This is a genomic window from Paraburkholderia sp. BL23I1N1 (genome assembly GCF_003610295.1).
GTDB lineage: Bacteria > Pseudomonadota > Gammaproteobacteria > Burkholderiales > Burkholderiaceae > Paraburkholderia.
Window position 1 is genome coordinate 6251008 of the sequence record NZ_RAPV01000001.1, and the last position, 26392, is coordinate 6277399.

The 26392-nt window shown below is 58.5% G+C and carries 28 protein-coding genes and 2 pseudogenes; 21 read left to right on the forward strand and 9 right to left on the reverse strand.

Annotation, left to right across the window (positions count from 1 at the left end):
- Positions 1–621: 621 nt before the first annotated feature.
- From B0G76_RS29240 to B0G76_RS29255, 4 genes and pseudogenes are all read left to right on the forward strand, one after another.
- Entirely contained in the window at positions 622–957 is a 336-nt protein-coding gene (locus tag B0G76_RS29240) for a hypothetical protein (protein WP_183082169.1), read from the forward strand.
- A gap of 269 nt (positions 958–1226) precedes the next feature.
- Positions 1227–1469 (forward strand): annotated as a pseudogene (locus tag B0G76_RS44215) (IS6 family transposase); the annotation flags it as partial.
- Positions 1470–1566: 97 nt separating this feature from the next.
- Positions 1567–1818, forward strand: a complete 252-nt coding sequence (locus B0G76_RS29250; RefSeq protein WP_120295565.1) for a type II toxin-antitoxin system Phd/YefM family antitoxin — start codon at positions 1567–1569, stop codon at positions 1816–1818.
- A complete protein-coding gene (locus B0G76_RS29255) occupies positions 1815–2204 on the forward strand; it encodes a type II toxin-antitoxin system VapC family toxin (RefSeq protein WP_120295566.1) in 390 nt (129 codons plus the stop codon). The genes B0G76_RS29250 and B0G76_RS29255 overlap by 4 nt, the downstream gene beginning before the upstream one ends.
- Positions 2205–2462: 258 nt before the next feature.
- Here B0G76_RS29255 and B0G76_RS29260 read toward each other — a convergent pair whose 3' ends face one another.
- Both B0G76_RS29260 and B0G76_RS29265 read right to left on the reverse strand, forming a co-directional pair.
- Entirely contained in the window at positions 2463–2948 is a 486-nt protein-coding gene (locus B0G76_RS29260) for an SRPBCC family protein (protein WP_120295567.1), read from the reverse strand.
- Positions 2920–3288, reverse strand: coding sequence for a helix-turn-helix transcriptional regulator (locus tag B0G76_RS29265; RefSeq protein WP_120295568.1), 369 nt, complete (start codon positions 3286–3288; stop codon positions 2920–2922). The genes B0G76_RS29260 and B0G76_RS29265 overlap by 29 nt, the downstream gene beginning before the upstream one ends.
- A 301-nt stretch (positions 3289–3589) precedes the next feature.
- Between B0G76_RS29265 and B0G76_RS29270 the strand changes: the two genes are divergently transcribed.
- On the forward strand, positions 3590–3910 hold the full coding sequence (locus tag B0G76_RS29270; RefSeq protein WP_120295569.1) for a DUF1330 domain-containing protein: 321 nt from the start codon (positions 3590–3592) through the stop codon (positions 3908–3910).
- A gap of 105 nt (positions 3911–4015) precedes the next feature.
- Here the strand turns inward: B0G76_RS29270 and B0G76_RS44220 are convergent.
- Positions 4016–4322, reverse strand: a pseudogene (locus B0G76_RS44220) (IS6 family transposase); the annotation flags it as partial.
- A 343-nt stretch (positions 4323–4665) separates the two neighbouring features.
- Between B0G76_RS44220 and B0G76_RS29285 the strand changes: the two are divergent.
- The 4 genes from B0G76_RS29285 to B0G76_RS29305 all read left to right on the forward strand — a co-directional run bounded on the left by B0G76_RS29285 (position 4666) and on the right by B0G76_RS29305 (position 7494).
- Positions 4666–5100, forward strand: coding sequence for a universal stress protein (locus B0G76_RS29285; RefSeq protein ID WP_120295571.1), 435 nt, complete (start codon positions 4666–4668; stop codon positions 5098–5100).
- 34 nt (positions 5101–5134) lie between these two features.
- Positions 5135–5404, forward strand: coding sequence for a hypothetical protein (locus B0G76_RS29290; RefSeq protein ID WP_120295572.1), 270 nt, complete (start codon positions 5135–5137; stop codon positions 5402–5404).
- Positions 5405–6506: 1102 nt separating this feature from the next.
- Complete coding sequence (locus B0G76_RS29295; protein ID WP_120295573.1) at positions 6507–6818, forward strand: high-potential iron-sulfur protein; 312 nt, start codon at positions 6507–6509, stop codon at positions 6816–6818.
- Positions 6819–7209: 391 nt separating this feature from the next.
- On the forward strand, positions 7210–7494 hold the full coding sequence (locus B0G76_RS29305; protein WP_120295575.1) for a hypothetical protein: 285 nt from the start codon (positions 7210–7212) through the stop codon (positions 7492–7494).
- 51 nt (positions 7495–7545) lie between these two features.
- Here the strand turns inward: B0G76_RS29305 and B0G76_RS29310 are convergent, their stop codons facing one another.
- Both B0G76_RS29310 and B0G76_RS29315 read right to left on the reverse strand, forming a co-directional pair.
- Complete coding sequence (locus B0G76_RS29310; protein ID WP_120295576.1) at positions 7546–8862, reverse strand: chloride channel protein; 1317 nt, start codon at positions 8860–8862, stop codon at positions 7546–7548.
- Between the two features lie 319 nt (positions 8863–9181).
- Complete coding sequence (locus tag B0G76_RS29315; RefSeq protein ID WP_120295577.1) at positions 9182–9517, reverse strand: HdeA/HdeB family chaperone; 336 nt, start codon at positions 9515–9517, stop codon at positions 9182–9184.
- Between the two features lie 712 nt (positions 9518–10229).
- Between B0G76_RS29315 and B0G76_RS29320 the strand changes: the two genes are divergently transcribed.
- The 3 genes from B0G76_RS29320 (at position 10230) to B0G76_RS29330 (ending at position 12845) form a co-directional block, all read left to right on the forward strand.
- Entirely contained in the window at positions 10230–10571 is a 342-nt protein-coding gene (locus tag B0G76_RS29320; protein ID WP_120295578.1) for a hypothetical protein, read from the forward strand.
- A gap of 324 nt (positions 10572–10895) precedes the next feature.
- Positions 10896–11396 (forward strand): peptidoglycan-associated lipoprotein Pal, encoded by a 501-nt coding sequence (gene pal / locus B0G76_RS29325; RefSeq protein WP_183082170.1) that lies wholly within the window; start codon positions 10896–10898, stop codon positions 11394–11396.
- Positions 11397–11579: 183 nt separating this feature from the next.
- A complete protein-coding gene (locus B0G76_RS29330; RefSeq protein ID WP_120295580.1) occupies positions 11580–12845 on the forward strand; it encodes an IS256 family transposase in 1266 nt (421 codons plus the stop codon).
- A 91-nt stretch (positions 12846–12936) separates the two neighbouring features.
- Here B0G76_RS29330 and B0G76_RS29335 read toward each other — a convergent pair whose 3' ends face one another.
- The 3 genes from B0G76_RS29335 to B0G76_RS29345 form a co-directional block, all read right to left on the reverse strand.
- On the reverse strand, positions 12937–13176 hold the full coding sequence (locus tag B0G76_RS29335) for a hypothetical protein (RefSeq protein ID WP_120296901.1): 240 nt from the start codon (positions 13174–13176) through the stop codon (positions 12937–12939).
- A 35-nt stretch (positions 13177–13211) separates the two neighbouring features.
- The gene (locus B0G76_RS29340; protein ID WP_259460757.1) at positions 13212–14972 is read right to left on the reverse strand and encodes a chloride channel protein; all 1761 of its coding nucleotides are present in this window, start codon (positions 14970–14972) and stop codon (positions 13212–13214) included.
- A gap of 273 nt (positions 14973–15245) precedes the next feature.
- Positions 15246–16844 (reverse strand): APC family permease, encoded by a 1599-nt coding sequence (locus B0G76_RS29345; protein WP_120295582.1) that lies wholly within the window; start codon positions 16842–16844, stop codon positions 15246–15248.
- A gap of 469 nt (positions 16845–17313) precedes the next feature.
- Here B0G76_RS29345 and B0G76_RS29355 point away from each other — a divergent pair, with 469 nt between their 5' ends.
- Together B0G76_RS29355 and B0G76_RS29360 are read left to right on the forward strand one after the other, a co-directional pair.
- Positions 17314–18600 (forward strand): trypsin-like peptidase domain-containing protein, encoded by a 1287-nt coding sequence (locus tag B0G76_RS29355; RefSeq protein WP_120295584.1) that lies wholly within the window; start codon positions 17314–17316, stop codon positions 18598–18600.
- A gap of 53 nt (positions 18601–18653) precedes the next feature.
- Positions 18654–19085, forward strand: a complete 432-nt coding sequence (locus B0G76_RS29360; RefSeq protein WP_105511986.1) for a carboxypeptidase regulatory-like domain-containing protein — start codon at positions 18654–18656, stop codon at positions 19083–19085.
- A 93-nt stretch (positions 19086–19178) separates the two neighbouring features.
- Here the strand turns inward: B0G76_RS29360 and B0G76_RS29365 are convergent, their stop codons facing one another.
- Positions 19179–19604: a MarR family winged helix-turn-helix transcriptional regulator gene (locus tag B0G76_RS29365; protein WP_105511943.1), complete on the reverse strand. Its 426-nt coding sequence runs from the start codon at positions 19602–19604 to the stop codon at positions 19179–19181.
- Between the two features lie 254 nt (positions 19605–19858).
- Between B0G76_RS29365 and B0G76_RS42585 the strand changes: the two genes are divergently transcribed.
- The 7 genes from B0G76_RS42585 (at position 19859) to B0G76_RS29395 (ending at position 26259) form a co-directional block, all read left to right on the forward strand.
- Positions 19859–20170, forward strand: coding sequence for a hypothetical protein (locus tag B0G76_RS42585; protein WP_147394102.1), 312 nt, complete (start codon positions 19859–19861; stop codon positions 20168–20170).
- A gap of 275 nt (positions 20171–20445) precedes the next feature.
- Positions 20446–21066 (forward strand): ubiquinol-cytochrome c reductase iron-sulfur subunit, encoded by a 621-nt coding sequence (gene petA / locus B0G76_RS29370; RefSeq protein WP_120296902.1) that lies wholly within the window; start codon positions 20446–20448, stop codon positions 21064–21066.
- Positions 21067–21506: 440 nt separating this feature from the next.
- On the forward strand, positions 21507–22760 hold the full coding sequence (locus B0G76_RS29375; RefSeq protein WP_120295585.1) for an ABC transporter substrate-binding protein: 1254 nt from the start codon (positions 21507–21509) through the stop codon (positions 22758–22760).
- 166 nt (positions 22761–22926) lie between these two features.
- Entirely contained in the window at positions 22927–23796 is an 870-nt protein-coding gene (locus B0G76_RS29380) for a branched-chain amino acid ABC transporter permease (protein ID WP_105511944.1), read from the forward strand.
- Between the two features lie 56 nt (positions 23797–23852).
- On the forward strand, positions 23853–24746 hold the full coding sequence (locus B0G76_RS29385; RefSeq protein WP_120295586.1) for a branched-chain amino acid ABC transporter permease: 894 nt from the start codon (positions 23853–23855) through the stop codon (positions 24744–24746).
- A complete protein-coding gene (locus B0G76_RS29390) occupies positions 24743–25492 on the forward strand; it encodes an ABC transporter ATP-binding protein (protein WP_120295587.1) in 750 nt (249 codons plus the stop codon). The genes B0G76_RS29385 and B0G76_RS29390 overlap by 4 nt, the downstream gene beginning before the upstream one ends.
- Positions 25489–26259: an ABC transporter ATP-binding protein gene (locus tag B0G76_RS29395; RefSeq protein ID WP_120295588.1), complete on the forward strand. Its 771-nt coding sequence runs from the start codon at positions 25489–25491 to the stop codon at positions 26257–26259. The genes B0G76_RS29390 and B0G76_RS29395 overlap by 4 nt, the downstream gene beginning before the upstream one ends.
- Positions 26260–26392: the final 133 nt, after the last annotated feature.

The window sequence follows — 26392 nt, forward strand, 5'->3', positions numbered from 1 at the left end:
CGTTCTCGCTTGCTCCTGTCGCGCACAGCCGGCTGACCGCAGCCACGGCCAGCGTGTCCAGTCAATTGTCGCGCCGTGTGAGAAGCCCGTGGCGCGCTCTTCGTAATAGGCTTGATCGCGGTAACGATTTCGAAGAACGGTTTTAGCAGGTTACGATGGGCATATAAGGTATGCTCGCTCGCCTCGCGTAATTTGTAGGTTGTCGTTGAAGAATGGCCCGATGCGCATCCCCGCAGCGAAGGAGGCTCACGACTGGGCGGGGATAAACAGTGTGACCGGAAGATTGCCCCCGTCGAACCTTTATTGAACCTTGCATCCCAAGAGAAGACTTTCAATAATGGACGGTGTGCCGGTGCACCATAACTCGTCCTCGAAATAAAGCATAAGCTGTCCGCGGAATATAGCGCCATTCACAATCGTCCATTTCTCGATAAACCATAAATCGACCCATCGGCAAATAATAAAGAATATCTCGTCCGAAAAAATCACCGATAAAACAAGCTACTTTTTCACTTTAACTCGGCTCGAATCCGAATAGCATGAACTTCAGCTCAATGTTGACGAGCGACCGGCGCGGGAACCGCCCCCCGCCGAAAGCTCGTCGGCGAACAGAAGATAGTCATGCCTATTTGGAAAATCGCCCCGGTGAGTGACGAACCAGGAGTTTCGCTCCTCCAGTGGAGCATCCTGGAGACAGATGACGGAACTCGGCATTTCGTCGGCACCGACGAGCGAGACTCGACAGGCTGTGTCAGTTCCGAAGTCGTTACGTTCGACCGCCTCACCTTGCAAGGCGAGACACAATCCGGGCGCGTCTATCAGATCATTGGGCAACCCAGCCGGCCAAGCAATGCGGAATATGTGTGGGAGTGCTGGTGCAGAGTGAACAGCGTGACCTCGCACACCGACATCACCAGGCAACTGCTTGCTGAAGCGGAAGATGACCACCCCATATGAACGCATGAAATCTGTCATCAAGACGCGCCAGTTTTTACAGACGCTGGTATCTGTCGACGACGTGGTAGCCACGCTCCTGTCTTACGCGCGCGATAGCCGGCTTCAGGCCAATGACGTGGACCGGACTGCAGCCATGGCTGAGGTTAGGTGCCGTGGAAATCCGCCGGAATATACCCCGCGAAAATGTAGCTTGCGCTTCCGAGCCAGCGAGGAGAAAGACTTGACCGACCCTTTGCGAGTCAGTTCGTAACAGACCTTGACAACTTCCTGCTCATAGAATCCATCAGCCAATCCGCAGGCGCGAACGACACATGTGCGGCTTTCGCGATGCACGTCGCACGCAGGCGTTTCTCTCATGCTTTTGCCTGATCAGGCAGCACTTCGCGTTGCCTAGACATCAGATGAACGCGGCACGTCATCGCGCCATACTCAAGAAACGCATCGCCGCCTGGCATGGTTGGGCCGTCGACGCTGAATCGAGCATGTTATCTGATCAGGATACCTACGTTTAACTAGAAACATTGCCTGTGCTCGTCAAGTTGACAAAGCACTTTGAACGTATTGCGGGAGGATAAATCTTAAGATAAACTAAGTTTATATGGTGCTGCCATGCATATTTACAACATTCACGATGCCAAGACCAATCTGTCGCGGCTAATCGAGGAAACCGTGAACAGCGGCGAGCCGTTCGTAATCGCTAAGGCCGGCAAGCCATTGGTCAAGGTCGTGCGCATCGAGGCCGAAGCCGCAAAGCCGCGGCGGCGCATTGGGTTCCTGAAGGGGCAAATCAAAGTGCCCGCAGATTTCGACACTATGGCAGCGGACGAAATCTGCGACATGTTTGAGGGTAAGGCAAAGTGAGGCTGTTGCTCGATACTCATCTGCTGGTCTGGGCTGCGGCTGACGATCCTGCCTTGTCGAACGAAGCGCGCGCAGCCATCGAGGACGCCGGCAACACCCTCTACTTCAGCGTCGCCAGCATCTGGGAAATTGTCGTCAAGAGCGCACTGGGCCGTGAGGACTTTCAGGTCGATGCACGCGTTCTTCGCAGGAACCTGCCTGATGCTGGTTATGAAGAGCTGTCGATTGAAGCACAGCATGCGTTCGAAGTTGCGGCCCTTCCGCCTCTTCACAAGGACCCGTTCGACCGGCTCCTCGTCGGTCAAGCGATGGCAGAAGGAATCGTGTTGTTGACCCACGATGACCAGATAAAGCGATACGACTTCGCGCCAGTGCGGTACGTCTAGAGCGCTTTTCGTAATATCTGTAGGCCCTCTTCGTCAGCTACTGAAGCAAACCATCGCCCGGTATCGCGGGAGACGCTCAAACAACGAGGGTGATGCTCCAAAAGAAGTCGGTCAGCCCCGCCGATCACAATGCGAGCGACGGCGTAGGCCGGCTGGTTTAGCGGTTGTGTCGCGATAAGTTCAGTGAGGCGAGAAAATTCCAGGGTGACAAGGAGTCCTTATGCTGCAGGACGGGGGCTTGTTTTGCGTGACTGCGCTTTAGCGCAGCGCACTCGCGAATTCGTCGAGCTGGGTGATAACGGTGTTCCATCCGTCGAAGAAGCCCAACTTTTCGTGTTGCTCGCGCGCGGCATCGTCCTGATGCATCACCCGGGCAATATAGCGGCTACCTTCGCTTTCGTCGGCCATCGTGATGATCGCCGTGAAACCGAGCCACGGCTTGGCTGGACGCCAGTCCGCCGTGAGCATCGACGTGAACACAAGACGCGATTGGGGCACGACCTCAAGGAAGCATCCGGGGTTATCGCTAGTGTTTCCATCCGGGCCCTGCATGACCGTATGAAAGGCTCCACCAGGGTGCAGGTCAAAGGCACGAACCTCGGTTGTCCACGGCTTTGGACACCACCACTCCTTGAGCAGGCCCGGTTCTGACCACGCGCGCCACAAGGCGGCCCGCGGTGCGCGCAGCACGCGAGAGATAACGAGATCGCGGGAATCAGCGTGGTCGGCTGCGTTTTGTGTCATTGGCTTGCTCCTCCTGATGAAGTCGTTCAACGAATTCGACCGTGCGGTCGGATCTTGCTTCCCACAAAGCTCGTTGCTGGCCTATCCACTGTTCGGCCTGCGAAAGCTTTTCCGGCAGTAGCTCGCACGTGCGTGTCCGCCCGACCTTGCGGGTCAGGATGAGGCCGCTGCGCTCAAGCACGTTCACGTGCTTCATGAACGACGGCAGTGCCATATCGAACGGTGCCGCCAGCGCTGACACCGACTGTGCGCCGCTGACCAGTGCACGGACGATCGCGCAACGAGTGGGGTCAGCGAGCGCCTGGAACACTTCGCTTACCGTCCCATAATAGTTAGCCATGAGGCTAGGTATATTCCAGGGCCGTGAAGACGCACAATAGGAATGCGGCTTACGGAAGCCCTGTCACGGATGGGCAGCAGGTAAGCCGATGGTGCTCGAGCGTGCTCTGCGATTCCGCGAAACGTAACCGCACGTCTGGCCGAGAACGAATGGGCGCCCTCCGAGAGCGACTCGCCCCTGCGGCGACGAAGTTGCGCCGGGTAAGGTACTGCAGATTCCTTTACCTCCCAGGTAATCGACGTGCGTCGCGCCTGCGGCGACCATAGGCAGCATACACACACCTATGTTACGGAGCGCTGCCATGACTGCATACGCTGTCGCCCATCTGACGAACGTCGCGTTGTGCGCTGACATCGTCGAATACCTCGAGCGCATTGACGACACACTTGAGCCGTTTAGCGGCCGTTTTGTCGTGCACGGCGCTCGACCCGAGGTGCGCGAAGGCGAATGGCACGGCGATCTGATTATGGTTGCGTTTCCCGATCTCGCCGCCGCGCGCGCCTGGTACGGATCGGACGCGTATCAACGAATCCTGCCGTTACGCCTGCGGCATGCGAACGGGTCCGTGATTTTGATCGACGGTGTGGACGAGCACCATAAAGCGACTGACATCCTGGGCTGAACGCGGTGTGCTTGCAGCACAAATGGGTCGTCCTGTCTGACACGACTGCCGGGATCCGTCAATTTCCCGAGAGTGAGACGAAGCGGCGGCAGGTGTCGCGATCGCTCAGCAGCGAGCAGAAAGATGTTGGATGAGTCCAGTGAGTTCGCGCCAGACAGCGAACCCTGCTGCGAGTTGCTTGCGATGCGGTGAAGCGTGCAGCAGATACCGTTTGAGCGCGAAGTGTTGCCGGATCGGCCCGAGGCATGTGAGAAATCTGCGTGCGTTTCGCTTCTCGAAAGCGATGCGTACGACGCTCGCGATCGCGCGGCGGTTGGTGGCTGTTCTCAGCCCGATTGTTCAGCCGGGCAGCCGATTTGACGAACGCGTGCTTCACGCCTAGCAATTCCAGAACCTCTCGTATGTCACCCGGTCACTCGCGACCTCATCCTTTTTGCAGAACGCACGTACCGACAACGAACTTCCCAGTCTCACAGTTCGTTCGACATTTGACCATACATGTCATGGCGTGACATATAATTGAATCAAAGGCCCGTATCAGGAATTTGCGCTGCTCGGCACTAGCCTGGCCGGCAACCTGCTCAGCACGCTGCAGTTGCAGCGTTGGCACCCCAAGCTGCTGGGTGCAGCCGAGGGTGCTCTACTGGCCTTCGTGCTGATCGAAGCCGCGCCGATGCTCACCTGGACAATTTCGTGGCGAGCCGATTCGATCGCTCGAATGGACGACACCACTAAAGTTGGCAAAGGAGCCCATCATGGCCCCGTTCGACCGGATCCTGCTCTGCTACGACGCCACGCCGGAGGGACGGCTCGCGCTGCGCTGCGGCGCAGCCCTTGCGCAACAGCTGCACGCTGAAACCCATCTGCTCGCGATTTTCGACTGCACATATTGGTCCAGCGGCGTCGACGTCCTGTCGTCGATGAAATTCGAGGTCGATGAGCAGGCGGCACGAGAAACACTGCGCGAGGGTATTGACTGGCTACGGGCATGGGGTGTGACTGCAACGGGACATTATTCGGTCGGAAATGCTATTGACCAGATTTCCCGCCTCGCAGATTCATTGAAGGTCGACCTGATCGTCATTGGGCACCACCCGCATGGATTTTTTGCACGCTGGTGGATGGGAGAAAACCATGCATTGCTGCTCGACCGCGTGTCTTGCGCTGTCCTATTCGAAGTAGACGACTGACGGTCTTGCGAAAATTCGAATCGAGGTGGGCACAATGAACGAACATTCATACGAACACTACAGGGGTTTTCAGCTCTGCGCGTGCGCGCAGCTTGATCCGGTGGCTGGCGAAGGGCTGGAACTAGGCGCGATCTATCAACCGGTGGCCGTCATCGATTGGCAGGACAACACCGGCTCACATAGAAAACTTCTGTGTGACCAGAAGCGACGGGTTTTCCTTCGTTCCGGAAACGCCTTGAGAATCGCCGCCGCGATGGCAAAGCGCTATATCGACAGGACGCTCGCGGGTGTCGGTGTCACCTAGCCGTCCCGGCGTTCGCAAACGGGACGGGACGGTCGTCACTGAGCGAAGCAACTCTGATCTGTGCGTCGGGCGGCAACGACCTCACTATTGAACGCACAACCATGGCGGAGGCGATGATGATCATAGATCTTCTCGTACAGATTGCAGTTTCGGCCGCGGTACTGGCGATGGTGGTTCTTTTCGTCATTGCCCAGGATCCCCCGGGCAATACCCGCGAACGGGTTCTTCGATATGCGGCCGGCAGGCACTGGTGGAACCGCACGCGTCACGGGCCTTGATGCTGCTGCGGCATCGGCCCAGTGATCTCTGCACCACGTTCCGACACCCTGGCCACCCACGCGACAAGCTTCGGCGGCCGTGCCCGCTGCGAAAGTCCACTTCCCGATCCCTGACGGCGTTCGCGGGAGTCACAGTGTGACGCGGCACGACCCGAGGCAACCGGAGATCGTCTCCTGTGACGACGGCCGTGCCGTTCAGGATGACCGGTTTTGTGCATCGGAGCGGAACACGGCATCCCTATGGACGGGCGTGATCCGGTCAAATCATCCTCGTAATTTCATCCTCGTAATTTCATCCTCGTAATTTCATCGGGGCTACTCCTCCTCATGAACCAGCCACGAGAAGGGCCATTTTTTCATCACAATGTGATCAACTCGCCAGATTGTGCTCGCTGAGAGCGCCCGCATGACGATCGCCTTGAATTCGTCATGATATGACATAAACTGAAAGCGAGTTTCTCGCTGGATCGAACCTAATCTAGGGGTAATCTGCACAGAAAGACACAGACGATTCACCAGGATTGCGCGTGGATATCGGGAATTCATGTGCGCCCCTGATACGCAGTAGCCTGCCGTCGCGAGGGCCCGGGAATCCCTTACCCACTTCGTCCGCGTCGCGATGCCGAATGCGGGATCGCACGCGGCGTGCGTGTAATGATCGCCAGCAACGCGTTACTGCCGATGGCCTAGAAACCCTGTAGAGGGTAATGATTTCCATGGGCAAGTACGGATCGACGGAATACCAATGCGAAGGACATGCAGGGTTAGCAGTGGCCGATGTATCAGGTGGCAATGGGCCATGGATCACGAGAAGGAGTGCTTTTATGCAAATATCCCGTCGTCGTTTCGTGATAGCTGCCGCTTCGCTGGCTTCCACGACGCTCCTTCCCACCGAGTCGCGCGCTGACGCTACGGCGGTCTCCGAGACCGACCCAACCGCTCAGGCGCTAGGTTATAAAACGGACGCGACAAGAGTGGACAAGGCGAAATATCCCAAATACGTTGCCGGCCAAACGTGCACCAATTGTCAGCTCTATCAGGGCAAGCCGGGTGCCCCCTCCGGGCCGTGTCCAATTTATGGTGGCAAGCTGGTCGATTCAAAGGGATGGTGCAGCGCTTACGTGAAAAAAACCTGAGATGGTGTTGTCATCACGACAATATGCTGACGGGGTCAGGGTCGCGATCGCCGATGAGATCGCGAATACTTTAGAACATCCTGCACGCCCACCAATCTAACAAAACGATACCAGGGGAGCGACTATGCAATTCGATTACAAGGGGTTTCACATCGATTGCCGGGCGCGAAGCGTTGACAGCGGTGGTGGTTACATCGCGAGAGCCAGAATCACTCGCAGGCCCGGAAGCGATGAAGACCGGGTCGAAACGCACGAGTCCGGCGACATTGATCGATTCGCTAATGAAGCTGATGCAATTTCTTGTGCGAAGGCATGGGCGATTCACTGGTGCGACGGAATTTTGAACTGAACCGGGCACTGTAGTTCCCCGCACAGGGCGACGGAGACCGACATGGCTGAGGGACAAGAGCAATTCGACGAATACAACGGCTTTACGATCCGAGTCCTCGCCGTTCCTGAGTATTCGCCTCACCCACCGAACATACCGTTCGGTTATACCGGCTACATTGCCCGCCCAAGCGCAGACGTTCGCTATGGGTCGTCACAGAGGGTGAGTTTTGCTCATCCCCTCGCCGATCTGCTTACTGCGAAAGCCGCGGAACAAGCCGGTTTCGCTGAAGGGAGATCGATCATCGACGGCACGCATCCTGAGGGGCTTAACACCATCGGTTTGTAATCAGTCGGCGCGACTTGTATGAGGTGCACGCACCATCCGCGCGTCTCGAGATCACGATTGCTTTCCAGTACCGTAGCGTTCTGACAGCGCTTCATACAACGGTGGCGCGAAGATCCTGGACACGCGGCTGGCAATCAGCGCAGTGGCCATTAGTGAAATCACCAACGCGTGTCCGTTGATCATCTCGATCACGATGACAAATGACGTGATAGGACTTTGCGTGACAGCCGCAAGATAGCCAACCATTCCGAGTGCAATCAGCATCGGCAGTTGCATCTGGGAAAACAGCAGATGGAGCGCATTGCCGATTCCCGCGCCAATCGCGAGCGACGGGGCGAATAGTCCACCTGGCGCCCCCGGCAGGTAAGAGCCGACCATCGATGCCATCTTGAACACAGGATACAAGACGGTAAGATGCGCATTGCCCTCAAGCATCCCGCGAGCTTCTGCATAGCCGCTGCCGAACGTGTGCCCTCCGGAGAGGACACCGATCACTGCGATCAGAAGGCCACATCCGGCACCGAATGCCACAGGACGTTGTGCCCGCCAGCCGAGCACAATGGACGGCATCCAGCGTTGGGTATTGAGCAGGAGCCAGCAGAAGATGCCGCCGGCAGCACCTGCAACTACGCCGATCAGGACGACGGCCAACGCAAGCAGATCGGGAAAATGCGGGCCAACGTCGATCGTGCCGAAATACGTATAGTTGCCCTGGATTCCCAAAGCGACGATACCAGCAAAAATGATTGCGGTAATCAGTACGCCGCTTGTTCTCTGCTCGAAGCTGCGGGTAAGCTCCTCTATCGCAAAGACAACGCCGGCCAAAGGCGCGTTGAATGCCGCCGATAAGCCCGCGGCCGCTCCCGCTAATGCCAGCCTGCGTTCCAGTACGCCACCCTGCATCGCGCGAAACCTTTTTGGGTAAAAGGCGCGCAGATTGAACATCAGCGCCGCCCCCACGTGGATGGTGGGCCCTTCACGGCCAATCGTGAGCCCTCCCAATATCGCCAGAAAGGAGATGAAAATCTTGCCAACGAGAATTCTGATCGTCAGGAGGCGATGGCCCAACCCGCTGTGGTCGTGGAGGCTCGCAATCACCTGTGGAATCCCGCTTCCCTCCGCGCCCGGGAAAAAACGGCGCGTGATCCAGACGCAAGCCGCGCTGATCGCGGGGGTGACCAGCAGCGGTAACCATCGGTACTGCGCGGAATATCTCAGGAATGCACCGTAACCAAAGTCGATCAACTGCGCATACAACACAGCAGTAAGCCCTACGGCAATGGCGCCAAGCCAGAACACGCCGTAGTGCAGCCACAGCCGATGCGCACGTTGCAATGTACGTCGGTCTACAAATTGAACAAGTGACATGAGGCCGGAGAAGCGTATGAAGGCGACAGTATAAACGCCGGTCGCTGCTGCTCCATCTCAGACGCCCTCCACGACCCCGCGCACCAGACGTCGCAGTTCACTCATCAAGTCCTTAAAGCACCCCGCGATCGATCAGCCTCCCCCTCCACCAATACCGCGGGCGGCACGGACCGGCGCTTGTTGACGCGCACGTCTGTTCTACGTCGATCCGCGACCTACCCACTGGAACAAGACCTCCAGGTACATCGCAACCCAGGATGTTCAAAAACCCTGGTTTCGCAGAGCAAGCCTTGAACGCGCAGTGACGCACAAGGACGGTCTAGCGGTGATCGTCATGCTCCAGAACATTGAGCCGCCCCGACCTGGTCAGTTGCCGGACCTTGCCCATGAAAGATGTTCCTGGGTCTTTCCTGCATTCATCAACGACCAACCCCACCGGGTCTGCTGCATCGACCACGAGTACGTCATTCGTTTTCATGTTCGTCCGGTCAACACCGGCCGTCCAGTACAGCAACGCGGGTTTGTAATTGTCGGCTAGCGACAGGAAATCTTCACATTTCATTCTTGCAGGTTGCACTTGCCGCGCTGGTTGTGCGAAGCCGATCTGTGACATTCCCAAGCCCACAACAAACACCCCAATCATGATCCGCTTCATCACAGCCCTCCTTCATAGCGCTAACTGAAGCCAGTGCAGTTCGGCTGGGTGTGCTCGAGATCGCAGGCCAACCGCGGAGTTGAATTTCAACCTGTCCTGAACGCCCTCGCGTCGAAACCCGGTGATCGTCGCTCCCGGCGCAGTCCGCGAGACAGACTGCTCGCCCCTATCGTCGACACGTCAGCCTCCCGGCATTAAAAAGAAAAAGTGGATCCGGCGGAGGACACCGGATCCGGAAAAGTCGCCCCCATCCACAAAACCGGGGACGCCTGGACGTTCGCGTCCGCCAGTCCGATGCGGAAGCCTCAGTCCACTGTAAGCAACCGTCCTTAAGCGAGACTTAATAAGCAGCTACGTCCCCGCGTTTTATCGAGGTCATGCTCGCCGAAACGAGTATTTCAGATTCCTTTCGATCCCGGCCGACTGTAGCGACAGACGGCGGGCTACCCGGAGAGCACTTCTGTCGATCGACATAATGGCCGGGATTGGGCGGTGCATATCCACCGCTAACCTTTCGATGACGGCGAACCCGCATGGCCACATTCATGTCGAAATACAAGGCCGCACGAATCAGACAGGTCGAAGGTCGTGCCCAGCAATCCGGGCCTGTTTGTCATCGGGCCGATGTCGTGGACCATCTGGCCGCCCGGAGTTGTGATGAATCACGTCACTTGAAAGGCACCCCCACTCCAGCATCGCGCCATGGTGCTGCGTGTTCCTTCTGGTCGCCGCGCTTGCCGTCATCGTCGTCGATTTTATGGCAATTTCCCGGGGCATCGACACCAATACTGACATGGTCGATCAAAACGTGCCGACGCGGGGAGCGCTCTCCAGAGCAGCTGAACTCGAGTCGTCGAAAGGTACGCTCCGGAGTGCATCCGATTCGGATTTGAACATTCCCGATTCCGAGGATTTCGGGATTCGCAAGGCGATCAACGTCGAGCTGATGAGGGATAGCGCCAACCAACCTGCTTTTGACGGCTGGCTCCTCGCCGAACCTGAAATCCAACCAGGAGATATTGATCAAGCCGGTTGCAGCAGGCGCACCTGCTAATGGACGCGTTACCACGTGAGAACTGCGTAATCGGTCGCCGCGGCAACTGCCATGATGAACCGGAAGCCGCATCCGAATCATGATTTCATGATACTAATCTTAGGAATCTTGAGATACTGGTCAAGAAAAATATGCAGCCATTGAAGCACGTTGATTAACAAATACTTTCTCCACGGCGTTTTTCAAAAGAAACTTGAAATCTGAAGAGATGCCTTCTATATCAATTGAACATTGACGTTCTCGAGGTCAACCCTCGCGCACTTTGGATCGCTAGCAGCACTCCCAAAGAAGCGCAGTTTCACCTCCGATCAGAGGAGACACATCATGACCAGAACTGGACTTTGTATTGTTACGCTGCTGGTGGGAATGCTTGCGGGATGTCATTCGGGGCCCAAGCTGAATCAGAGCGGCGAGTCGCAGGGCAACGCCGCGACAAGCCAGACAACCAATGTCGCCCCAGTAGTCGTGGATGAACTTGACAACCCGAACGGACCGCTCGCGAAACGTAGCATCTACTTCGATTTCGACAGCTATACGGTCAAGAGCGACTATCAACCGCTCCTTGCAGCGCATGCGCAGTACCTCAGAAGCCACCCCAACCGTCATGTGCTGATTCAGGGCAACACGGACGAACGCGGGACGAGTGAATACAATCTGGCGCTCGGCGAAAGGCGCTCGCAAGCAGTGCTCCATGACCTGGAGACCCTTGGCGTACCTGACTCCCAACTGGAAGCCGTGAGTTTCGGAAAAGAAAAGCCCATTGCTCTGGGCCACGACGAGGCATCATGGGCACAGAACCGGCGAGCTGACCTGGTTTATCGCTGATCGAGTCAACGGGAGAGCGAAAATCTTGTCTCCCGAACCGGCTCTTCAGGAAGGGGCTTGCGAATGAGATATGCTCGGATCTGGTGTACGGGGGAATTGAGGCGGGAAGTTGAAAGCGGTGGAGGTTTCAGCTGAGAATCTGATTGTCGAAGTCGGAAACCAGCAAACAACAAACCATCCACCATGAACAAGTTTACGGAAAAAGCAATCGTCGGTCTATCAGGAAGCGGTCTGGGTCTGGACGATCTGGTCCGGCAAGGCGCGCGGCAGGTGATCCAGCAGGCGATTGAAGCGGAGCTCGCGGCGCTGCTGGAACGGTTCGAGAACGTCAAGACCCTGCATGGGCAGCGCGCTGTGGTGCGCAACGGCTACTTGCCGGAGCGCGAAGTGTTGACGGCGGCCGGCCCGATTGCCGTGAAGGTGCCGAAGGTTCGGGATCGGTCAGGATCAGGTGTGAAGTTCAATTCATCGATTGTGCCGCCGTATGTGAGGAAGTCGCCGCGTGTGAGTGCCGCGCTGCCGTGGCTGTATCTGAAAGGCATTTCGACGGGCGACATGAGCGAGGCGCTCGCCGTGCTTCTGGGTGACGACGCCAAAGGCTTGTCGGCGAACGTAGTGAGCCGTCTGAAGTCGCAGTGGGCGGACGAACATGCCAGCTGGAGCCGACGTGATCTGTCGAAGTCCCGCTATGTGTACTGGTGGGTCGACGGCATTCATACCGGGCTGCGTAGCGAGAACTCGGACGGCCAGTGCCTGCTGGTGATCATCGGCGTGAGGCCGGATGGGCGCAAGGAGCGTGTGGCGATCGGCGACGGGTATCGGGAGTCGAAGGCGTCATGGCAGGAGTTGCTGCTCGACCTGAAGACGCGAGGCCTGCAGGCCGGTCCGTTGCTGTCAGTCGGCGATGGCGCGATGGGATTCTGGGCCGCGCTGGAAGAAGTGTTTCCTGCTACGCGAGGCCAGCGCTGCTGGTTCCACAAGATGGGTAACGTCCTGAACGCGCTGCCGAAGTCGCAGCAAGGCAAAGCTAAAGCAGATCTGCAGGCGATCTGGATGGCCGCCACGCGCGCCGACGCGTATGCCGCGTTTGATCGTTTCGTGACGGTCTACGCGGCGAAATTTCCGAAGGCGACGGAAACGTTGAAGAAGGACCGGGAAAGCCTGTTGGCTTTTTACGATTTCCCGGCCGAACACTGGCAGCATCTGCGCACGACCAACGCGATCGAGTCGACGTTTGCGACGGTGCGCCACCGCACGACTCGCACGCGCAACTGCGTGTCGCGACCGACTTTCCTTGGTCTGGCATTCAAGCTGATCGAGGAAGCCGAGAAAACCTGGCGCCGCATCAACGGCCCCGAACATATCAAGCTGTTGCTGGAGGGCATTGCCTTTAAGGACGGCGAACCGGTGCAGGACGATCGACCGGGTCAGCAGAAACTCGCCGCTTGACGTCGACCGCCATCAAATTGCCCATACACCAGACTTGACCGTATCTCCTTGCGAATGCCGCCGCCCCTGTGTACCTCCGCGCGGGATCGCTTCAGAGGCCAATGAAATAAGTCTGCACGTCCATCTCTTCCGCCCAGAGCTGGACGTCGAGCATCTCGCCAAAATCGATCGCCACCCCTTGATAGACGCAGCAGAAGCCCTGCGCCGTCCGGTAAACGATCGCCCATTCAGGGTCCGCCTCTGTTCTGGCCGACGAGCCTTTCAGGGCATCGAGATGAAGTGCTTTGCCGATGCGTTTGCAGGCAGCATCCAGCCCATGTCCGAGTCTCACTTGACCCTCCACCACCGAGGATTGCGCCCAGAGCCCTACCCCGGAAATATCGTGATGCTGCTCGCCACGGCATCCGCAATGTGCTCTTTCGCGATCACGCCGAGCACGCGTGCCGGGCCTCGTCCTTCATGTCGCCCCACGACAACCGCCATCACCGCATGCTGCTTGCGGAGCCGGGTGATGACACCAAACGCGACATCGTTCTCCTGCACGACAATAAAATTGCGCTGCGCGAGTGCCCCAAGCGTAATCTCCGAGTCGCTCTGACTGACCGCACGACGCAAACCCGTGTTGATGCGCAGTACGCCGTAGATCTCATGCTGCTTCGTCACCACAACGTGCCGGAAAGCGGGTCCTTCCGAGTGCGGAAGCAGGTCGCGAAAAGGTACCTGCGCATCGAGCACGAAAACGTCCGTCTCCATCACCTGCGCAGCGCTCTGCACAAGAAACATGTTCGCGTGAAGCGCATTGGGAATCTGATGACCACGCCGCACGAGCTTGAGCGTATAGATGCTTTCGGGCGACAACAAGCGGCGCGCGCCGAGGCTGAACGCCACTGCGATGATCATCGGCAGCACGATGTCGTAGTCCCGCGTCATCTCGAAGATCATCGCGACAGCGGTCATCGCGGCGCCCGTGCCGCCGCCGACCATTGCGCCCATGCCGACCATTGCAAACGCCGGCGCGCTGACCGGTGCCCCAGGCAGCGTCATGGCAACCAATGACGCAAACGCCGCGCCAAGCGTCGCACCAATGAAGAGCGACGGTGAGAATACCCCGCCCGACGAGCCCGACCCCAGACTGACCGACGTTGCCAATGTCTTGCATAGCGCCAGCATCAGCAGGAATGCCCCACCCTGCAACTGGCCATAGAGCGTGGCCTGAATGGTCGAGTAGCCGACGCCTTCGACGTAATAATGGCCTGCATAGCGAAACAGCAGATACATGGTCAATCCGACAATCAGCATCCCGACCGTGTGGCGCTGATAGCGGCCCGGTATACGGTCGAACGCATCTTCGGACCAATGCAGCGCACGGATCAGCAGCGCCGCAGCCGCACCCGCCACGACGCCTAGCAGCGCATACAGAATTAGCGTGAGCGCACTGCCCGGCTGGTTTGGAATCGCGCCCAGTTGCGCGGGAACGAAGAAGGCGGGCGCCGCGCCAAAGAAGAGCCGGCCAATAAAGGTCGCTGTGCCGGTGGCAATCGCTACCGGCAGGAACGTGTTGACACTGATCTCCGGCATCATCAGTTCAGTGGCGAAGAGCACGCCACCAATCGGCGTGTTGAAGGTCGCCGCGATGCCTGCACCTGCCCCAGCTGCCACGAGCGTGATGCGTTGTCCGGCAGTCATCTGCACGATCTGGCCGAGCGTCGAGCCAAGGGCAGAGCCGATCTGGATGATTGGCCCCTCGCGCCCCACTGCGGCACCGGAACCGATTGCCAGCGCCGACGCAATCGACTTCACGACCGCCACAACCGGCCGGATCACGCCGCGCTTGTAATAGATCGCATCCATGACCTCCGGTACGCCGTGCCCCTTGGCTTCCGGAGCGAAGGCGCTCACGATCCAGGTGACCGCGAGCCCCCCAACGACGGGCACCAGAATCACCCACACGCCCCACGGCGCCGCCGGCGTGAAGTGGCTGGCATCGTACAGAAACGAAAATTGACCGAGAAAGAACGCGTTGTGTACGAATCCGATCAACCCCCGGAAGACAACGGCCCCCAATCCCGTGATGATTCCCACGACGAACGCGAGAAAGCACAACCAGTACATGGCGATCGGGACCACGGAATCGTCATCCGGGTGGACGACCGCACGCGGCTGCAGCGGAGCAACCTTTACATGGCGTGGCCCGTCTGCAGCCTTATCTGGCCGGTGGGAATCACCCGTCATTGTCTGCTGTCCTCAGAGGGACTACTGGTCGGCCACTGTCATTCACCGTTTCGACTCCCCGACCACTTTCTCCGGCTCAGCCGGTTTCAAGGCTTCGCCGGGGAAACGCATCGCACGTTGATCAACAATACGCTCCGAGCGCACCCCACCCCTCGGATATCGGCTTCCTCAACTTGTCCCATCCATGCGCTGCATCATCATGGCGGTTTCTGCAGGTCCCAGCGCGCAGCGCATCGCAAGCAGCATGACGACCACGCTCCAGACGGACACAAGGAGGACGTCCCAGCCGAAGCCGATCACGTTACGTCCGCCACCAATATTACCGAGCCACGACAGCACCCAGATACCGCCAAACCACGGCAGCAGCCACGCAATCTGCCGCCATCCAAACTGACGGGCCGGCCTGTGGGCAAGGAGATGGTAGTAGACAGCGTAGGCTACGAAACCGATCGCGACCAGCGAAAAAAGGAACGAGTTGGTCTTCAAACCAGTCCAGTAGATCACGAGATTGCTGCAGATGAAAGCGAGCGGCGCAAAAATCGACGCACCAGCCATGCGAAACGGCCGCTTCAGTTCAGGCAGGTTGCGGCGCAGCACAAGCAGCGCGATCGGGCCGAGTCCGTAGGTGAGTACCGTCACCGATGTGATGTAACTGACCATTTGTTGCCATGCGGGAAATGGCAGCAGGAAGATCGCACCGACGAACCACATCACGAGCACCGCAACCCACGGAACCTTGTTGCCATTGAGCTTCGTCAACACACGCGGTCCCGCGTCCATTTCGCCCGCGGCAAACAGGATGCGCGAGCCGCCGGTCACGTACATCAAGCCAGTGCCACCTGGCGACAGATACGCGTCGATGTACAACAAGGTCGCCATCCAGCCAAGCCCAAGCGTTGCCGCGAGGCCCGCGAACGGCCCCATCTCGCCCTTGAAACTCAGATTGGCCCAACCATGCGCGAGGTCAGCCGGCGCGAGCGCCCAGATAAAGGCCACCTGGAGCATGATGTACAGCGCCGCTGCCAGCAATACCGAGCCGATCACCGCGAGCGGAATGTTCCGGTGCGGATTGGCTGTCTCGCCGCCAAGATCGATCGCCGTGCGAAAGCCGAGATAGCTGAACACGATCCCCGCGGCCGGGAGCGCCGTGAACATGCCAGACATGTTGCAGGTACCAGGTGCCGCGCTCATCACGTCCCAGTGTGTGCTGGCTGCCATCAAGCCGATGATTGTCAGCACGGGCACGAGAATTTTCCACCATGTGATGGTCGAATTAACGTTGAGCAGCCATCTGACAGCCATCAGGTTCAACAGCGCCGTCACGCCTAACAGCGCCGCACAGGTGATGAAACCCGTGGTAGTCAGCAGCCCTTCGTTGCCGGGCCGGATGAAGTACGGCAGATAGTTGTTCGCATAGGTGACGATGGCTTCCGTTTCGACTGCCGGCACCGGCACATAGGCGAGAAAAAGCAGCCAGCACCAGATGCGTCCCAGGCCCTCGCCGTGACTTGCATGGCTCATGTGCACCAGCGCGCCACTGCGTGGAAACAGCGCGGCCAGTTCGGCAAAGCAAAGCGCAATCAGCATGATGATGATTGCGCCCAGCACCCAGCTTCCAATGCTCAACGGACCGGCGATTTTCGCCGCGTGATACGAACCGAATAGCCAGCCCGACCCAACCATACTGGTGGTACTGGCAAACAGGAGACCGACGACGCCCGCGTCGCGACGCAATTTCCCCGATAAGGTTAGTGAGGTTGTGCTCATGACGAACTCCCATCCGATCCTGCGCTAAAGCGCCGCTGCAGTTCTCCGGGTTGCCTCGGCAGCATCGCCTTACCCTCCGCGGACGCACACGAAGGCATCCCTGCATGGCAACTTGGACGGAGTCACAGGCCAAAAAAATCCCACGGGCAGATTAGGGACAACGCGTAGAGACCGTTCATTTAAGACTCCTTTAAGTCTTGCAACCTATGTTGAATAGGTCGCATTGTGAGGTACCGGCATGGCGCCCGGACGCATTATTGACACGTCGCGCCGGCACGCTCCGCATTCACGGGAGGCATCATGCCAGTCGCACAGTGGATACCCATACTGGTGACCGCATGCGTGATGACGGTCACGTCAGCTGGTTGTTCAGCCGGATTGTCGCGGCCGTCGCCGACACCTGACTTTGCCGTCGCCGCGAAGGCGCAGCCGGTCACCGCCCCCGGCTTCGTCAACAGATTCTCAGCGCTTGTTCAGCAGAACGGACCCGCTGTGGTCAATATCAGTTCGATCCCGAAAAAAACAGGTCACCAACGCGGAGTCCCTGTGGCCGCCGGCCGCGAGTGAACACGATCCCTTCCTGCAGTTTTTCAGGCAATTCTCGCCCAACTCGCTCCCTGACGCGGGCGCTACGCCGCGCAACGTCGGCTCGGGTTTCATCGTACGGCCAGACGGCTATATCCTGACTGATGCCCGTCTCGTCGCCGACGCCAAAGAGGTCAACGTCAAGCTGACAGACCGCCGTGAATTCAAGGCGTCGGTTGTCGGCATCGATCAGCCGAGCGGGATCGCGCTGCTGAAAATCGATGCGCACGGCCTACCCACAGTGAAGATCGGCAACCCTTCAGACATGAAGTCAGGGCAATGGGTCGTCGCAATCGGTGCGCCATACGGGTTCGAAAATACGGTCACCGCAGGCATCGTCAGCAACACTGCGCGCCTTCTGCCACAAGAGACATACATTCCGCTGATTCAGACGGATGTGACGGCCACCACTGGCGACGAAGGCGCTCCCCTCTTCAATCTGAACGGCGAGGCCATCGGCATCACGCTGGTCGCGCCATCCCCGGAAGGGGTGCTAGAGGGAATTTCCTTTGCCGTTCCGATCGATGCCGCCATGCGGATCGAGCAGCAATTGCTGCTTCGCGGGCGAGCCGAACACGGTCATCTTGGTGTGACGATTCAGGACGTCACCTGGCCTCTTGCACAGTCTTTTCGCCTGAAAAAACCAGTCGGGGCACTGATCAGCTCGATAGACCGCAATGGTCCCGCAGCTCGATCCGGCCTGCGAAGTGGCGATATCATCCTGCGACTCAACGGCACCGATATCAACGACTCGTCCCAACTACCCGTCGCGGTGGCGGATCTGCGTCCCGGCACGTCCGCGCACATCCAATACTGGCGCGATCACGGCCCTCATGAGGCCGTGGTGGTACTCGGCGCGATGCGCGACACCACGCCGGCTTCGACCGGCCCTGACGCCGCGACGTCGGGCAAATTGGGCCTGGTGGTGCGCCGCCTGACATCCGACGAAAAACACCGTGCCGAAGTATCCGGCGGGGTCCGCGTGGAACAGAGTACGGGCCCGGCCGCTCTGGCTGGCATCCTGCCCGGTGACATCGTTCTGCAGGTCAACCATGTGCCTGTGTCGGATCCAGCCCAGCTCCGCCAGAGAATAAGCGGCGCCCGGAACACGGTTGCGTTGCTGGTGATGCGCGATGGTCAGCAGATGTTTGTGCCGCTCGATCTGGGATAAGCGCGTCCGTACCGGACGTCTCATCAAACCTGATGTATTCGATGGAGATTGAGATGAAGCCATGCTCGATAGTGCTACGCACATCCGTGGCCGTGCTGGCCGTCTGTGGTAGTCAGTTCGTACTGGCTGCCTCTTCGGGTCTTCCGCCCACGCACAAGGAAGGTGCCATTTCCTACCTGTCCGGCGGTATCGGAAGCGACCAGTCTTCGGCCATCAAGAGCGTGATGAATGCGTACCCGCTCGTACTCGAGTTCGTCGGCAGCACGAATGCCGGAAATGATTATCTGGCAGACGTGCCGGTGCAAATCTCCGATTCGCACGGCAACGACCTACTGAACACGCAGTCAGACGGCCCGTTCATGCTGGTGTCGTTGCCGCATGGGCGGTACAACTTGACCGCCACCTACAACGGAAAGACCGAGCATCGACGAGTGAACGTTACCGACACGACGCACGCTCATGCGATTTTCATGTGGCCGATGTAATCGGCGAGACAAGTGTGTCACGCGGCCATGACTGCGGGCAGGCGCGGAAGTTTCGTGAGTTGCCTCATCCTGCGGCGGGGCGCTCCGGAACGTTCATATGGAGTCCGCGCTATTGCGGAATGCCCAGCCAAATGACTGGATCTCCGACTTGTGCAAGACTGCCAGCCTTGCGAGGCAACGCTCGCCCTTGGCGAGCAGATGCACTTCCACCTGCCGACGGTCGTGCGCACTGGATTTTCGTGTGACAAGCCCCGCCGCCTCGCATCGGGACACGAGCGCAACGGTTCCGTGCGGCGAAGCCTGCAGACGCTCGGCCAGTTCGCCGACCGTGGCCCAGTCCCGGCCTGGGAAACCCTTCACGTGCAGCAGCAACATGTACTGCAGAGGCGTGATTCCCTCCGCATGCACAATCGTCTCGGAAAAATGCAGGAAGCGCCGCAATTGATAGCGGAACTCGGACAGCTCCTCCAGTTCCTGCTTGGTCAACCCGGCATCTTTGGAGCGATTTCTTGTGCCCATAGCCTGCTTTCTCTGGAGTCGCGTTCAGCATTGGAAGAATGTCACTTCATGACCTAATATAAGTGGAGATCACGTGAATCGCAAAAAACTTTCAAATGAAAGATTTCGTGCACCGCGGTACACGGGCCCGCGGTCGCGCTTGACCGTTCCGGAACAGGGGTTCGAGATGGGGCTTTGCACGCCGGCCCTGGACAGGTCGTGGTTCACGCAGTGGTAGACGCCGCATGGGATAGTCGAGGTACAGGACAAAAGGGATGAAAAACGGTCTGATCGCGTGGCTCACAATCTTTGCTACCCCATTGACAAGCAGTGCCTTGTACGCCTGTCCGGAAGGCTGTGTCGACGTTGCGATGGTGCGTCCCCTGGATGCACGCTCAACCATCCTGGTCAGCGGCATGCCAGTGCAACGCGGTGAGCTTGCGCATGTTACCTACGTGCCGTCATCGCCGACCCGCGTTTGGTCCTCCTACCCTGCGCTCCCGAACGCTGAAGGGTACCGTGACGGGCGACGCACACGTTTACACGGCGACAGCTTCGAATGGCCGCAGCGCGATGATGGCAAATAGCGCCGGACAGAAACGCACAACCTGCCGCATTATCATCCCCACTCCATCCCCCTTTCCTGCATCGCGCGAATTCGCACATTGACTCGATTTCTTCAGTCCGTCGCGCAACGCGGATCCGGTAGTGTGCATGAGCACAGCACACCCGCACGTCCTGGTACCGAGTGCCATGAAGCAGCCTCACGACCACACTTCATGAACAATCCCGTGAGCGTCAAGAACGCCTGCGCAGATTCGAACTCAAACGTATATGGACTCGCGAATGCATGGAGTACGAGATGGCGCAAATCGCGCGGGATCGCATGGACGATGGTCGCCGTAGGTGGCTGATAGCAACCTCCGTTGCAGGAAGCGTTGCAGGCGTTGCCACCCTTGTGCCGTTTATCGATTCATTCGCTCCGTCCGAAAAGGCCAAGGCGGCCGGCGCACCTGTTACTGCGGACATCAGCAAGTTGCAACCCGGGGATATGATGACCATTGCGTGGCGCGGCATACCGGTGTTTGTGGTCAATCGGACAGGGAAGATGCTGGCAGACGTCGTGACCGCTGACCCCATGGTGGCCGACCCCGCCACCAGACACCCCTTTTCGATACCACTGCCACCGTACTGCAAGAACGAGTACCGGTCCCGCACAGATCATAAAAACATTCTCGTTGTCGTCGGCGTCTGTACGCATCTAGGCTGCACACCTCGACCTCGTTTTCAGGAAGGTCCACAGGCTAACCTTCCCGACAACTGGCCAGGTGGCTTTCTGTGCCCCTGTCACGGTTCTACGTACGATCTCGCTGGCCGTGTGTTCAAGGACAAACCGGCACCGCAAAACCTGGATGTGCCACGCTACATGTTTGCGTCTTCTACGAGCTTGCTGGTTGGGGAAGATGAACATGGAGAAGCGTGAGTGAACGCATCAAACAGCTTTTTCGCGTATTCGGCCGCGACCCGCAGGTAATCCATCGAAGCAGTGTTAACCCCAGCATGGACCACAACTCTGCGTAGCTTCCGAGCTGAATGAGCAAAGAACCAGTGTCCTCAAAAGTCCGACAACAACTGCGCCAGGCGCTCGTGAAAACCCCTAGCGACTGGAGGCGTCATGAACAATTATTTAGGCGGTTCATCACCTATATTTGAAGCACCCGCGAACCGGAATTGTGCGAACTCGCATCTCCCTATTCTCCAGAAAACATCGTTCTACTAACATGAAAAACGACCACAAATTGCGAAGCAGGAATACGCCTGCAGGCGGCCCACATCCTGCTAAATACCAGCGATCGAACCTCTCAAAGGAGGGGTAAACCAGAAACGCCGGGGTGTATGACCACAGAAAGGGGACACAAAATGATGGAGCGATTAGCTAACGGAAACCGGCAGCGCCGGATCGTTCTCAAGGCGGCGGCAGCGGCTGGCATCATGCAGGTCGCGGCTCCGTTCATTATCAAGGCGCGCGGCGATGAGCCCATCAAGTTCGGACTCAACGACCCGCTCACTGGAACATATGCAGAGCTTGGCAAAAACGAGCAAGTCGGCTGTGAATACGCATTGGAACAGATCAACGCCAAGGGTGGCATCCTCGGGCGTCCGGTGCAACTTCTGGTTGAAGACTCAACAAGCGCCGACACCGGCACCGCCGTTCAGAAAGCCCGGAAGCTGATTGAGCGCGACAAGGTGAATTTTCTGCTGGGCAACGTCAATTCCGCGATGGCGCTGGCGATCGGGCAAGTGTCGAACGAACTGAAGACGCTGCACATCGTCACCGGCGGACACACCGATGCCGTGACCGGCACCAACTGCCACTGGAATGTCTTCCGGGTCTGCAACACAACCCGAATGGAAACCAATTCCGTCTCCAAGGTCCTGTTCGACAAGTATGGCAAGAAGTGGTTTTTCATTACCCCGGACTACGCGTTTGGTCACACCCTGCAGCAGGGATTTGAAGCCAGTCTCAAGAAATTCGGCGGCACCGAGGTTGGGGCGGCCTTGGCGCCACTCGGAACAACAGACTATTCTTCATACCTCATCAAAGCCCAGTCTGCGAACCCTGACGTCATCCTTTTTCTTACTGCGGGCGAGGATGCCGTCAACTCGCTCAAGCAGGCCGTCCAGTTCGGCCTCGACAAGCATTTCCATATCGCGGGTGCCCAGCAGGAACTCGAAGTACTCGAAGGTCTCCCTCCCAACGCCCGCATCGGCACGTGGGTATTCGAATGGTACTGGAATCAGCCCAGCGTCCCGCATGTGGCGGAGTTCGTCGCAGGCATTCGAAAGAAGGCCGGTCGCGTACCGACCGCCCGCCACTGGTTTGGCTATGTCGCAATGTGGACCATTGCGCTCGTCGCCAATCAGGAAAAAACGCTCGATGCGGTCAGGCTAGCGAAGGCGCTCGAGGGCTTCAAGTTACCGCCTGAGGTGGGGCTGATGCCGGACACCCCCTTCTATCGCGCGGGCGATCACCAGTTGATGCCTGATCTTTATGTCGGACACGCTGTCGAACAGGGCCCCCAACCGGATGACCTCTTCCACGTCGACCAGGTTGTCAAGGGCGTTGATGCGGCATTGCCGGTGGACGAGACCGGTTGCCACATCAAATGGTCCTGAACCTCGTAGCGAGTGCCGGATAAACAGATGCTCCCCCTGAGCACATTGAAGCGCGGCGGCGTTCCTTAAACGCGCCGCTAGCGCATGAAAAGGACCCATCGAACCACGGCAGGCAGTCCGCCCAGCCTCGCTGCGCGGACTCTGTGAGAATGCCCACGGCGGTGCCATGACACAGCTGATTTTATTTAACGTTTTTAACGGGATCATCATCGGTGCATTCTATGCGCTGATGGCGCTCGGGCTTTCCCTGATACTCAACCTGAGCGGCGTGATCAATTTCGCTCATGGAGGGTTCCTCGCGGTTGGCGCGTATCTCGCGTACACGCTGATGCCCTACACGGGTTTCTGGGTCGCACTGCTCCTCGCGCCTCTTCTGACGGCTGCGCTCGGTGTGGTCATCGAGCGATTGCTGATCCGCCGGCTTTACGGTCGAGATCCGTTGTATAGCCTGCTCCTGACGTTCGGACTCGCTTTCATGCTGCAGGACGGTACGCGCTATATCTGGGGGCCGCAAACGCTGCCTTACCAAATACCCGCGTCCCTCAACTCGCCGCTAAGCAACACATTCTTCTTTCTGACTGGCTACAGATTGTTTATGGTGGCGCTGGTCGTCGTAGTGGTCGCAGGTCTTTTCCTGATTCTCAACCGGACCCGGCTTGGCATGCGGATCCGGGCCGGCACAACAGACCTGGAAACCGTGTCGGTGCTCGGCGTCAATGTGCGAATGCTGCGGACCCTGAACTTTGGTCTCGGGATTTTCCTCGCAGGGCTCGCTGGCGTTCTCGCCGCGGGTATGCTTGGACTGGAGCCAACAATCGGCGACTCGCTCATCATGCCGAGTTTTGTCGCGATTATCGTAGGTGGACTTGGCAGTCTGCCCGGCACGCTGCTTGGCGGAATCCTGATTGGGGTTGCATCTAGCGTGACCTCTGTCTTCCTCCCCTCGGCGACCGAGGCCGTGATCTACGTCATGATGGGACTCGTGTTGCTCGTACGTCCGCGCGGTCTGTTGGGCGAGGAAGGGAGGGTCCAGTGAGCGAAGCACAATATGGATTGGGCCGCACACTCGTGATCTGGCTAGCGTTGCTCACTATGCCGTTGTGGATCAACTGGATCGGCGGCTATACCGCGCTGGGCACGCGCCTGCTTGTCATGGCACTCGCCGCCATGTCGCTCAATTTCCTGCTCGGTTTCACGGGCGTGCTGTCGTTCGGACACGCCGCCTATTTCGGGCTCGGCGCCTATGGCGTAGGCATGACGATCAGGTACCTCGTCCCGAGTACTCCGCTCGGCATGCTGGTCGGGGTAGCCGTCGGCACGCTCGCGGCAGCCGTGATTGGTGCGCTGATCGTCCGGCTACGTGGGGTGTACTTCGCGATGGCGACCATCGCGTTCGGGCAGGTGTTCTATTTCATTGCGTTCAGGTGGAATTCCGTCACAGGCGGCGACGACGGGCTCTCGGGATGGCACCGCATGCCGATCAATCTGGGGCTTGGGACGGTTGATATCCTCAGTAACGGGACGGCATTCTATTACTTCGTTCTGGCGTGTTTCGCGATCTCGGTCGCCGTCATGGCCGGCCTGCTGCGTTCCCCATTTGGACGCACGTTGCTGGCTATTCGGGAGAACGAGCGACGCGCTCGCTTTCTCGGTGTGCCCGTTGAACACCATATCTGGCTGTCCTTCGTCATCTCCTGCTTCTTTGTCAGCCTGGCAGGCACGCTCTACGCATTGCTGAACAACTTCTCGGATCCGCATGGCCTGCGCTGGGACCAATCTGGCGAATTCGTCATCATGTCGGTCCTTGGGGGTATGCGCTCGCTGTGGGGTCCGCTGGTTGGCGCAGCGATTTTTGTCGTCGTGCAGGACTACATCTCCAGCCGGACAGAGAACTGGATGTCGTTTATCGGTCTGCTGTTCGTACTGGTTGTCCTGTTCTTTCCGCGCGGCGTGTTCGGCTTGATACGGAAAAAGGCGAATCCATGACCTTATTGTCGGTGGAAGGCGTCTCGCATCACTTCGGTAACCTGCGGGCCGTCAACGACGTATCGATGAAGGTCCAGACAGGCGAACTGAGGGCGGTCATCGGACCCAATGGCGCCGGGAAAACAACTTTCTTCAATCTGATTAGTGGATTCTTTCACCCCACGGTAGGGCGTATCCTGTTCGACGGGAATGATATCACCAGCCTTCCTCCCCATCGGCGGGTGGCCTTGGGCATGGCGCGCACGTTCCAGATCACGGAGGTATTTCCAGAACTCTCGGTCCGCGACAACGTGCGCATCCCCGTCGAAATCGAATCCGGCTACCGGTTGAGTCCGTGGCTCTCGCGTGCTGCGGCGGTAAAAATACATGATCGGGTTGACGAACTGATCACGATGGGTGGACTTGGCGCCAAGGCAAACCGCCTTGTGGGGGAGCTATCCCTGGGTGACCAGCGCTCTACCGAGATCATCATGTCGCTTGGACTCAGACCGCGACTGCTGTTGCTTGACGAGCCGACCGCAGGAATGGGCGACCAGGAAACCTACGACATCACGCAACTGATACACAACCTGCACAATGATCAGGCGCTTACGATGGTGCTAATAGAGCACGACATGCGGGTAGTCTTCCAACTGGCCCAACGCATCATGGTGCTTGCCGAAGGGCGAGTGCTCGCGGAAGGCACGCCTGTCGAAATTGCCGCGAATGAGGAGGTTCAGGCGGCCTACCTTGGAAAAACGGTATGAACGTTCTGGATGCCGAAGGACTGCAGACCTACTACGGGAAAAGCCACATCCTGCATGCGGTGTCGCTGCACGTACGTGAGGGGGAGATCGTCGCTCTTCTTGGCCGCAACGGTGCCGGCAAGACGACGACACTGCGTAGCCTGATGGGATTGACACGAGCTCGGGAAGGTGCCGTGCGCATCTTCGATAACGCCACGACCGCTTGGCCACCCTATCGAATTGCCGCACTGGGTGTTGGATATGTACCGGAAGGACGACGCATCTTTCCAGGGTTGACCGTTGAAGAGAACCTCCTGGTACCCCTCGGCCGCCCTGGATCCTGGACAATCGAACGGGTCTATACGCTGTTTCCCCGTTTGGAAGAGCGTCGTTCCAGCAAGGGCAGACAATTGTCAGGAGGCGAGCAGGAGATGCTCGCGATCGCACGAGCCCTGATGCTCAATCCCAAACTTCTGTTGCTCGACGAACCGTCTCAAGGTCTCGCGCCGCTTATTGTCCGGGAGGTCTTCGAGGTAATCGCCGGAATGCGCGGTGAAGGTATGTCCGTGCTTCTCGTCGAGCAGAACGTGAGGGCAGCGGTCGACATCGCCGATACCACGTGCGTTCTCGATGACGGGCGGGTCGTCTTCATGGGCTCAGCCAGAGAATTCGGGAGCGATGAAGCAAGGGTACGCGCGCTGGCGGGTGCAAGCGTTGAGAATTGGGACGTTCCGGACGCAGGTCGCGCGGACCACGATCGTTCGCGTAAGAACAACGGTCCTCCCTAGCTCACAGATGTCCGTCCGGAAGCAGCGCATTAATGGGCACATTGCCACTGGCAGGTTGTGTTCCCCTGCATCGCAAATGGGACGAAACACTAGGCAGGATGACTTCGCGTGAGGTAGGGCTGGCCCGCCGTGA